This window comes from Serinicoccus sediminis, from assembly GCF_004153545.1.
Classification (GTDB): domain Bacteria; phylum Actinomycetota; class Actinomycetes; order Actinomycetales; family Dermatophilaceae; genus Ornithinicoccus; species Ornithinicoccus sediminis_A.
The window spans coordinates 355630-365040 of sequence record NZ_SDVA01000001.1 but is presented as its reverse complement, the minus strand read 5'-3'; the positions used below and the strand labels follow the sequence as shown (position 1 = coordinate 365040).

Annotated in this window: 8 protein-coding genes; 4 read left to right on the top strand and 4 right to left on the bottom strand. The window is 72.4% G+C overall.

Annotation, left to right across the window (positions count from 1 at the left end; translation table 11 throughout):
* The first annotated feature begins 47 nt into the window (after positions 1–47).
* The 3 genes from EUS26_RS01720 (at position 48) to EUS26_RS17625 (ending at position 2226) form a co-directional block, all read left to right on the top strand.
* A complete protein-coding gene (locus EUS26_RS01720) occupies positions 48–644 on the top strand; it encodes a hypothetical protein (protein WP_130011429.1) in 597 nt (198 codons plus the stop codon).
* A gap of 108 nt (positions 645–752) precedes the next feature.
* Complete coding sequence (locus EUS26_RS01715) at positions 753–1526, top strand: CPBP family intramembrane glutamic endopeptidase (RefSeq protein ID WP_202865000.1); 774 nt, start codon at positions 753–755, stop codon at positions 1524–1526.
* A 193-nt stretch (positions 1527–1719) separates the two neighbouring features.
* Entirely contained in the window at positions 1720–2226 is a 507-nt protein-coding gene (locus tag EUS26_RS17625; RefSeq protein ID WP_130011427.1) for a GNAT family N-acetyltransferase, read from the top strand.
* Positions 2227–2314: 88 nt separating this feature from the next.
* On the opposite strand, the gene EUS26_RS01705 is transcribed toward EUS26_RS17625, so the two are convergent.
* Both EUS26_RS01705 and EUS26_RS01700 read right to left on the bottom strand, forming a co-directional pair.
* Complete coding sequence (locus EUS26_RS01705) at positions 2315–3634, bottom strand: HNH endonuclease signature motif containing protein (RefSeq protein ID WP_130011426.1); 1320 nt, start codon at positions 3632–3634, stop codon at positions 2315–2317.
* A complete protein-coding gene (locus tag EUS26_RS01700) occupies positions 3631–4257 on the bottom strand; it encodes a hypothetical protein (protein ID WP_130011425.1) in 627 nt (208 codons plus the stop codon). Before EUS26_RS01700 ends, EUS26_RS01705 begins: the two co-directional genes overlap by 4 nt.
* 608 nt (positions 4258–4865) lie before the next feature.
* Between EUS26_RS01700 and EUS26_RS01695 the strand changes: the two genes are divergently transcribed.
* Positions 4866–5876, top strand: coding sequence for a DUF389 domain-containing protein (locus EUS26_RS01695; protein ID WP_202864999.1), 1011 nt, complete (start codon positions 4866–4868; stop codon positions 5874–5876).
* A 143-nt stretch (positions 5877–6019) separates the two neighbouring features.
* Here EUS26_RS01695 and meaB read toward each other — a convergent pair whose 3' ends face one another.
* Together meaB and scpA are read right to left on the bottom strand one after the other, a co-directional pair.
* On the bottom strand, positions 6020–7096 hold the full coding sequence (gene meaB, locus EUS26_RS01690; RefSeq protein WP_130011423.1) for a methylmalonyl Co-A mutase-associated GTPase MeaB: 1077 nt from the start codon (positions 7094–7096) through the stop codon (positions 6020–6022).
* Positions 7089–9359 (bottom strand): methylmalonyl-CoA mutase, encoded by a 2271-nt coding sequence (scpA, locus tag EUS26_RS01685; RefSeq protein WP_475297230.1) that lies wholly within the window; start codon positions 9357–9359, stop codon positions 7089–7091. The genes meaB and scpA overlap by 8 nt, the downstream gene beginning before the upstream one ends.
* Positions 9360–9411 lie beyond the last annotated feature (52 nt).

The window sequence follows — 9411 nt, the reverse complement described above, 5'->3', positions numbered from 1 at the left end:
ATGAAGTTCTCACCCGCATCTCCTCCGCGGCGGGCACACTGGTCGCCATGAAGATGGTGGCCTCCGTTCTCGCCCTGGTGCTCATCGGGTTCACCGGTGGGTGGCTGTGGATCGATGCCGCGGCCGACGCGCAGGAGACCGAGGGCATCGTCGTCCCCGGAGCCCTCGAGCCGGGGGAGGCTCTGTCGCCGAGCTCCCCCGGCGTCCCGGGGGCCACCGGGGGGCAGCTGCTGGGTGCGGTCCAGGAGGGGACGTCCCGGTTGTCCGAGGGTTTCGCCCAGGCGCGGGAGGAGGCCGAGCAGGAGGCGAAGGACAAGAAGGCGGCTGAGAAGGCGGCGAAGGCGGAGGCGGAGGAGAAGGCCGCGGCCGAGCGCCGGGCCGAGGAGGAGGCGGAGGCCCAACAGGCCGCCGAGGAGGCCGCGCGGGCAGCGGTGCCGTCACCCGCGCCACCAGCCCCTGCTCAGCCCGGCCAGGTGCAGCCGGCGCCCGTGCAGCCCGTGCCCGTCATGTGCTGGGACGACGACGAGTGGGAGGAGTGCGACGACGACACCTCTGGCCACGGCAGCTCGGACGACGACTGGGACGACAGCTCGGACGACGACTGGGACGACAGCTCGGACGACGACGACTGGGACGACGACTGAGGTCGAGCGCAGGGCGGGGCGCTCGGCGACCGGACTGGCTGCCACCGTGGGTCGCGTCACCGGGGGTCTGCGCAGAGGCATGTCACCGGGAACGCCTAGCCTGTGAGCGTGGACTACCGCCCACCGCCGACGCACCTCCCTCGGCGCAGCCTGCTCGTGGAGACGCTGCTCGTCCTGGGGGTGAGCCTCGGCGCCTCCGCCATCTGGTCCGTCCTCAGCCTCACCCGCAAGCTGACCGCCCCCGGGGGGCTGGCAGCCCAGACCACCAGCATGAACACCAGCAGAGCCCCGGACCAGCCGTGGATCGACCTCGCCTACCAGCTCGTCGGCATCGGGCTGGCCCTCGTCCCGGTCGTGCTCGCCCTGCACCTGCTGGGGCGCGAGGTCGCGCGTCCGTGGCGTCTTCTGGGACTGGACCGCAGCCAGCCCGTCCGCGACCTCGCCCAAGGGGCGATGCTGGCGGCCGTGATCGGCATACCCGGTCTCGGTCTGTACCTCCTCGCGCGCGAGCTGGGCTTCAACACCACGGTGGCGCCCGCCAACCTGCCGTCCGTGTGGTGGGCCGTGCCCGTGCTGATCCTGGCCGCGGTGCAGAACTCGGTGGTCGAGGAGGTCATCGCGGTCGGCTACCTCTTCACCCGGTGGACGCAGGCGGGCTGGTCGGTGTGGACGGTCATCCTGACGTCGGCCGTGCTGCGCGGCAGCTACCACCTCTACCAGGGGTTCGGCGGGTTCGTCGGCAACATCGCGATGGGGGTGATCCTGGGGTGGTTCTACACACGGACCCGCCGCGTCATGCCCCTGGTCGTGGCGCACACGCTGCTCGACGTCGTCGCCTTCGTCGGGTATGCCGCGCTCGCCGGCCGGGTCGGTTGGCTCTGAGCCGGTCCCGAGCCGGCTGCGGGTGTTCGTCCTCGAGCTGACCCAGCCGATCTGCGGGTCAGGCTCGGACGTAGCCGTGGGCCACGGCCAGCTTGGGCGCAGTCGTGGGCCACGGTCTGGCCGGGCGCAGACGTGAGCCACGGTCTGGTCTGACGCGCGCCGGCATGCCTGCGCGACGGCATACCCTGGAGCCATGACGCACATCGTCCATCTCGCCGACCAGAGCCGTTGGGAAGCCCAGGAGGGTGACCGCTCGATCGGGTACCTGTCCTACGAGCTCGACGGCGGTGTCCTGGACCTCCAGCACACCGTGGTCGACCCCGCCGCCCGCGGGCAGGGTCTCGGTGGGCGGCTGGTCGAGGAGGCGCTGCAGTATGCCCGCGCCGAGGACCTGCTGGTGCGCCCCACCTGTCCGTTCGTCCCGGACTACCTCGAGAGGCACCCCGAGCACGCCGACCTCGTCGAGGGGGCGTCGGCCGCCGAGGTGATGACCGTGTCGATCCGCGACCAGAGCATCCGGCTGGGGCAGCTGCTGAAGCTGGCCGGGCTGGTGCCTGACGGGGCGATGGCCCGGATGGTCATCGAGAACGGCGAGGTCATGGTCGACGGGGAGGTCAGCATGCGCCGCGGGACGCAGATCCGGCCCGGCCAGGTGGTGTCCTACGCGGGCGAAGAGGTCTCCCCGGTCCACGAGGGCTGAACCCGCGCTGTCCGCTGGGGGAGCTGGCCGACGATCGTCGCGTTGTCGTCACGTTGTCGTCGCGCTGGTGCAGCAGGGGCTGTCGCTGTCAGAAGGGTGGCGGGCCCTCATCGCGACGGAGGCGTTGCGCCGACCGGTGGCCCCGGTCCTGCGTGAGGCGGTCCTGACCCGGTGATGCGCCGGCCGCATGGTCCGCTTCCTGTGAGCTGCCGGGGCCGCGCTCGGTCCTGGCGGGGCGGTCCGAGGGAATCTGCGAGGCAGCCTGCGCGGCGGCTCTCTCGGCGAGAAGTGCCCCGCTCGGGCCCGACCGTCGCACGCCGCGGTCGTCCGTGTGGGTCAGGGAGACGAAGCCCCACCCACCGAAGCGCATCGCGTCGGGTTCGACCGTGTCGTCGCCCGCCTGGAGGCTCTCGTCGCCGGCCCGGAAGGCCAGAGCCAGCAGGATCTCCCGGTCGATCTGGTGCAGCGTGCCTGGTGCGGCGCTCCCAGGCCCACCACGACGTTCGGCGTCCTGGGCATCGCTGAGGGTGCTGTCGTAGGCGCGGTCGACGGCGTCGGTGAGGAGCGTGGCGTACTGGCGGTAGTCGTGTGAGCGCGTCCGGTACAGACGGCCGAGCAGGCTCGTCCACGTCATGTCCCGGTTGCTGGCCAACGAGCTGTCCCACGCCTTGAGGGTCTTGGGGTGGTGGTGCCCGACGTGCAACGCAGCCAGGTTGGTCTCTGCCGTGACGCCGCCCGGCGTGCCGTGCTCGATGACGTGGTCGAGCTGGCATGCTGCCGCGTGCACCGTGCATCCGGGTGCTCGGCAGGTGACGTCGGCCGCGAGGATCTGGGTCCGCATGGCGGCATCGGGGCGGTAGCGGTCGATGGACCGTTCGACGCACCGGCCGTCGGCGGGGTCGACGAGCAGCCGCTCCAGGACGGTGCCGGGGAGCACCGCGAGGTCGTGGATCTGGTCCAGGGAGACGAAGGCAGAGTGCGCCCCCAGCACCTGGCCGACCGGCAGAGGATCGTCGGCTGGGGTCGCGCCGTCCGTGGGTTCGGACTGGTGCCGCTCGACGTGGCCGGCCTCCTCCGCACCGTGGTCAGGTGGGGTGGGGGCCTGACTCGCGGGCGTGGTCGGTGTCGTGCCGTGCAGGGCGGACACGGGGACGACGACCTGCAGGGTGGCCGCGGGCATGCCGGACAGGGCCTGGGCGAGCTCCGGGGCCCACTCCACCCCGGTGTCGGTCAGCGTGAGCTGCGGGTCGCCGCTCCCGCTCGACGACGCAGAGCCCGGCGGCAGTACCGTGCCGTGCAGCATCAGCGTCAGCCCGATGTCGGTGCGCAGCTGGGCCAGCGTGCGCTCGTCCCCCGCGGAGCGCGCGCGACGGGCCGCCTGGTCGATGCGGTCCGCGACCGCGGTCACCTGGAGGGCTGAGCCGAGGAGGATGACGCGCCGGTGCCGTCCTCGTCGACCGTGACGCTCATGGCCCGGCTCGCCAGAGCCGCCTCGCGCGCTGCCCGGGCCGCCGCGACGTCCGTGCTCCGCATCCTGGTCACCTCGCGTCGCAGGGCGGCCCGGAACTCCCGGTGGAACCACGGCCCCTCGCTCACCTCTCCGTCGGGGTCGAGGCGCTCGGGGGCGCAGGTGTCCGGGTCCGTGCCGAAGAGTGCACCCGCCACGTGTGCGGCCTCCTCCGCGCCCAGGGAACCGCAGTCTCGCCAGAACGACCTCGCCAGGCGCCACGGTGCGACCCCGCTCGCCATCGCCTCGATGACCGGCTCGGAGGCTTCGAGCGGCGCCGTGGCCAGGCCGACCAGGTCCACGACCTCGCCGGGCCCCCACCCGGTCGCCGCCTCGATCTCGTGACGCGACAACGCCTTGGCGCGAGCCCGCCACCGGACCCGCTGTGATGCGCTCAGGTCGTCGGGTGAGCTGACGTCGCGCTCGGCGAGCAAGGACCTGCCGATCGCGGCCGTCTGCTGTCGGGCAGCCAGCACCAGGGCGGCGTCGAGCCGCGCAGCCGCCTGCGTCACGCTCTCGACCACCGTCAGCAGGGAACGCGCGCGAGCGAGGTGGTCATCGACGGAGGCGCCGGCGGGGGCACCGCGCGGTGGTGCTGTCGACCCTGGACTGGCGGCAGGGCCCGCCGAACCGGTCGAAGGGGCCGCTGAGATGGGGGTGCCGGCTGGTCCGGCCGCTGAGATGGGGGTGACCGAGGCGGTCGGCGCCGCACCGCCGGCGGCCTTCCCATGGTGGGGAGGGGAGGCGGGCAGTGCGACGACGCTGGACTCGAGCGGGGCGCCCGACTCGACCGCTCCGACCGCGAGGGCCGCCTGCGTCAGGACGGCGACCGAGTCCGGGCTCATCCCGGTCATGCCCAGGGCGTGCTGCAGGAAGGTCTGAGCCCTGGCCTGGTCCGCTGGACTGACGGTCGCCACGATCGCACCCCCTTCCCGAGAGGACGCCACATCCGGTGACGACCGCGGTGTCGATCTACCTCTATAATAGAACATGTGTTCGACGGTGTACTGCCGACGCGCCGAGGTGTGGACGACGTCGTTGGTCGAGCAGGAGGTGAGGACGAGGGATGGGTGACTGCGGCTCTGTTGCCAGGACGGTCACCTCCGGCGGAACATGGGTCATGCCTCATGCCGTGCGAGACCGTCTGATCCCCCCGGCGCAGCGACGCTCGCTCGAGGAGCTCGCTGGTGACCTGCACCTCGACCGGGGCGACACCGCCTCCAAGCAGTCCGCCTTCTGGACCTTGCTCCTCCTCTCCGGGGTGATCGCCACGGCCGGTGTCCTCGCGGACTCGGTGGCCACGGTCATCGGCGCCATGATCATCGCCCCTCTGTCACAACCGATCATGGGCCTGGCGCTCGGTGTCATCGAGCGCCGCCGCACCAAGGCCCTGCTCTTCGTCGTGTCCGGTGTGGCCCTGGTCATCGCGATCGGGTGGCTGGCCTCCCTCACCCTGCCCACCTCCTTCGACATCGAGCACAACGACCAGATCATGGGGCGGACGTCCCCGGGACTGCTCGACCTGGTCGCCGCCGTCGCGACCGGGACGGCGGGAGCGGTGGCGCTGGCCCGCCGGGACATCGCGGCGGTGCTGCCCGGGGTCGCGATCTCGATCTCGTTGGTCCCGCCCCTCGCCGTGACCGGCGTCTGCCTCGGGGAGGGCTACACGGCGCTGGCGCTGGGGGCGCTCCTGCTCTTCCTGTCGAACCTGGTCGCCCTGGTCCTCGCCGGCACCCTGGTCTTCAGCTTCTGCGGGTATGCCGTCGAGGGCCGCGCAGCAGCGCTGCGGGAGGGCCGGACCAAGTACGGCACGATGCGCAGGCCAGCAGCAGTCCTGGCGATCTCGCTGACCTTGGTGAGCGTGCCCCTGCTGCTCAACACCGCCTTCACCGTCTACCTGGCCAACCTCTCCCTGGACGCCAGGACCGTCGCGGAGGAGTGGATCACCGCGGTGCCGGACTCGGAGGTGACCGACGTCACCTGGAAGCACCTGCAGCTGCACGTCGAGGTCCGCACCCCTGGTGATGTCCCTGACACGGCCGACCTCGTCTCCCGCCTGGGGGACGTCATCCCGCTCGGCGTGGAGGTCGTGGTCGACACGTCGTTGGGCGAGCGCATCGACGCCGGCACCGTGCCGAACTGAGCAGGGGGACCTCGAGGTCTGCGTGGGAACGCCGCTGCGTGGGGGCCGGGAGGGAGGAGTGGGTGTGGGGGCGAGGGCTAGGAGCGTGTGCGGGGGTGAGGAGGGTATGGGGTGAGGAGAGGCTGGGGCCGCCGCGGCGTCCGTCAGCGCGACCAGGGGAGGTCGGCGGCCGACCGGCCGAAGGCTGCGAGGATCCGCTGGGCCCCCTCCACCGCGCTGATCCGCTGCTCGCGGATCTCGCGCTCCACCTGCCCGGCCACCTCCCGCACGGCCGGCGTCCCCCGGAAGGTCGACCACAGCTCGGTCTGCAGCAGCGCCCACAACCACTGCAGCTGCTGCTCGCCGCGCCGCCGGGCGAGCCCTCCCTCGACCGAGGACTCGAGGTGGGCGCGGTGGTCGAGGACGGCGCGCCATACCTCGTCGAGACCGTCGTCGGTCAGGGCGCTGCAGGTGAGGACCGGCACGCGTCGCTCGCCCTCACCGCCCCGCAGCAGCCGCATGGCGATCGACAGCTCGCGAGCCGTGCCCCGGGCCTCCGCGACGTGCGAGCCGTCCGCCTTGTTGACCGCGATGACGTCGGCGATCTCGAGGATGCCGCGCTTGATGCCCTGGAGCTGGTCGCCCGCCCGGGCCAGCGTCAGCAGCAGGAACGTGTCGACCATCTCCGCGACGGCGACCTCGGACTGGCCCACCCCGACGGTCTCGACGACGACGACGTCGAACCCGGCTGCCTCCACGACGATCATCGACTCCCGCGTGGCCCGGGCGACACCGCCGAGGTGCAGACCGGTCGGCGAGGGGCGCACGAAGGCGTCGGGGGAGGAGGACAGCTCGCCCATCCGGGTCCGGTCGCCGAGGATCGACCCGCCCGAACGCGCCGAGGACGGGTCGACCGCCAGCACGGCCACCCGGTGGCCGTCCTCGATGAGCCGCAGCCCGAGCGCGTTGATGAACGTCGACTTGCCCGCACCCGGCACCCCCGAGATGCCCAGGCGCACCGAGGGGGTGGGAGGGGTGGGCTCGGACCCGGGTGCGTCACTCCCGACCTGGGGGTATGCGGTGTCGCCCGTGCCCGGCGTCAACCGCCGCAGCAGGTCACGGGCGGCAGCGCGGTGGTCGGGGTGGGTGGACTCGACCAGCGTGATCGCCCGCGCGAGGTGCGCGCGGGAGCCGGAGGCGACGCCCTGGGCCAGGTCGTCGACGTCGACCGGCCTAGGCACCCGGGCGACCACCCTGAGAGTCGTCGCCGCCGTGTGACGTGTCGTCGTCCGGGATGTCGCCGGCGTCCGTGCCACCCGCGTGCCCGAGCCGCTCGGCCAGCTGCCGCACCAGCTCGGCGGCGGCGACGGGGATCACGGTGCCCGGGGGGTAGATCGCGTCGGCGCCCAGCTCGTGCAGCTGCGCCATGTCGCCCTCGGGGATGACGCCGCCGACGACGATCATCATGTCCTCCCGGCCCAGCTCGTCGAGCTCCCGCCGCAGGGCCGGCACGAGGTAGAGGTGACCCGCGGCCAGCGACGACACCCCGACGACGTGCACGTCGCCCTCGACCGCCTGCCGGGCGGCCTCGGCCGGGGTCTGGAAGAGCGGGCCGACGTCGACGTCGAAGCCCAGGTCGGCGAAGGCGGTGGCGATGACCTTCTGACCCCGGTCGTGCCCGTCCTGGCCCATCTTGGCCACGAGGATCCGCGGCCGCCGGCCCTCGGCCGCCTCGAACTCCTCCACCAGCGCCAGCGTCCGCTCCAGCGACCCCGTCCCGCTCGATCCCATGGCTTCCTTCGCGTAGACACCGCTGATGGTCCGCACCTGCGCGGTGTAGCGCCCGAAGACCTCCTCCATCGCGTCCGAGATCTCCCCGACGGTGGCGTGCGCCCGGGCGGCGTCGATGGCCAGGGCGAGGAGGTTCTGCGACAGGTCGCCCGGGTCCGGCTCGCTGCCGTCCTCCACCGCCGCCCGGGCACCCTCGGTGAGCGTCGCCAGCGCCGCCCGGCAGGCGTCCTCGTCGCGCTCGGCGCGCAGCCGCTCCAGCTTGGCCAGCTGGTCGCGCCGGACCTGCGCGTTGTCGATCTTGAGCACGTCGAGGCTCTCGGGCTGCTCCAGGGGATACCGGTTGACCCCGACGAGCGGCTGCGTGCCGCCGTCGATCCGCGCCTGGGTGCGCGCCGCCGCCTCCTCGACCCGCATCTTGGGGATGCCCGCCTCGATGGCCGACGCCATACCCCCGGCCTCCTCGACCTCCTCGATGTGCGCCCACGCGGCGCGCGCCAGGTCGTGGGTGAGCCGCTCGACGTAGGCGCTGCCGCCCCACGGGTCGATGACCCGGGTGGTGCCCGACTCCTGCTGCAGGAACAGCTGGGTGTTGCGGGCGATGCGCGCGCTGAAGTCGGTCGGCAGCGCGATCGCCTCGTCGAGGGCGTTGGTGTGCAGCGACTGGGTATGCCCCTGGGTCGCCGCCATCGCCTCGATGCAGGTGCGGGTGACGTTGTTGTAGACGTCCTGCGCGGTGAGCGACCAGCCGGAGGTCTGGCTGTGCGTGCGCAGCGACAGCGACTTCGGGTCCTGCGCGCCGAAGCGCTGCACGAGCCGCGCCCAGAGCAGGCGGGCCGCGCGCAGCTTGGCGACCTCCATCGCGAAGTTCATCCCGATGCCCCAGAAGAAGGACAGCCGCGGTGCGAAGGCGTCGACGTCGAGCCCGGCGGCCTGGCCGGCGCGGAGGTACTCCACCCCGTCCGCCAGGGTGTAGGCGAGCTCGAGGTCGGCCGTGGCCCCGGCCTCCTGGATGTGGTAGCCGGAGATCGAGATGGAGTTGAACCGCGGCATCCGCGCGCTGGTGAACGCGAAGATGTCGGAGATGATCCGCATCGACGGCCCCGGCGGGTAGATGTAGGTGTTGCGGACCATGAACTCCTTGAGGATGTCGTTCTGGATCGTCCCCGAGAGCTGCTCCGGTGCCACCCCTTGCTCCTCGGCGGCCACGACATACAGCGCGAGCACCGGCAGCACGGCGCCGTTCATGGTCATCGAGACGGACATCTGGTCCAGCGGGATGCCGTCGAAGAGCTGGCGCATGTCGAGGATCGAGTCGATCGCCACCCCGGCCATGCCCACGTCGCCCTCGACCCGCGGGTGGTCGGAGTCGTAACCGCGGTGGGTGGCGAGGTCGAAGGCGACCGACAGCCCCTTCTGGCCGGCCGCGAGGTTGCGCCGGTAGAACGCGTTGGACTCCTGCGCGGTGGAGAAGCCGGCGTACTGCCGGATGGTCCACGGCTGGTTGACGTACATCGTCGGGTAAGGCCCGCGCAGGAACGGCGGCAGCCCCGGCCAGGTGCGCAGGAAGTCCAGCGGCGCCAGGTCGTCCTGCCCGTAGACCGGGGCGACCTCGATGTGCTCGGGGGTGTGCCACGGCTCGGGCAGCTCGGGGTATGCCGTGCCGCCGGCCCGGTCGTCGGACGCCGGGTCGGACGCCGGGTCGGGAGCAACCATTCGCGACGCTCGGTCGGGCTCGGGAGCAACCATTCGCGACGCTCGGTCGGGG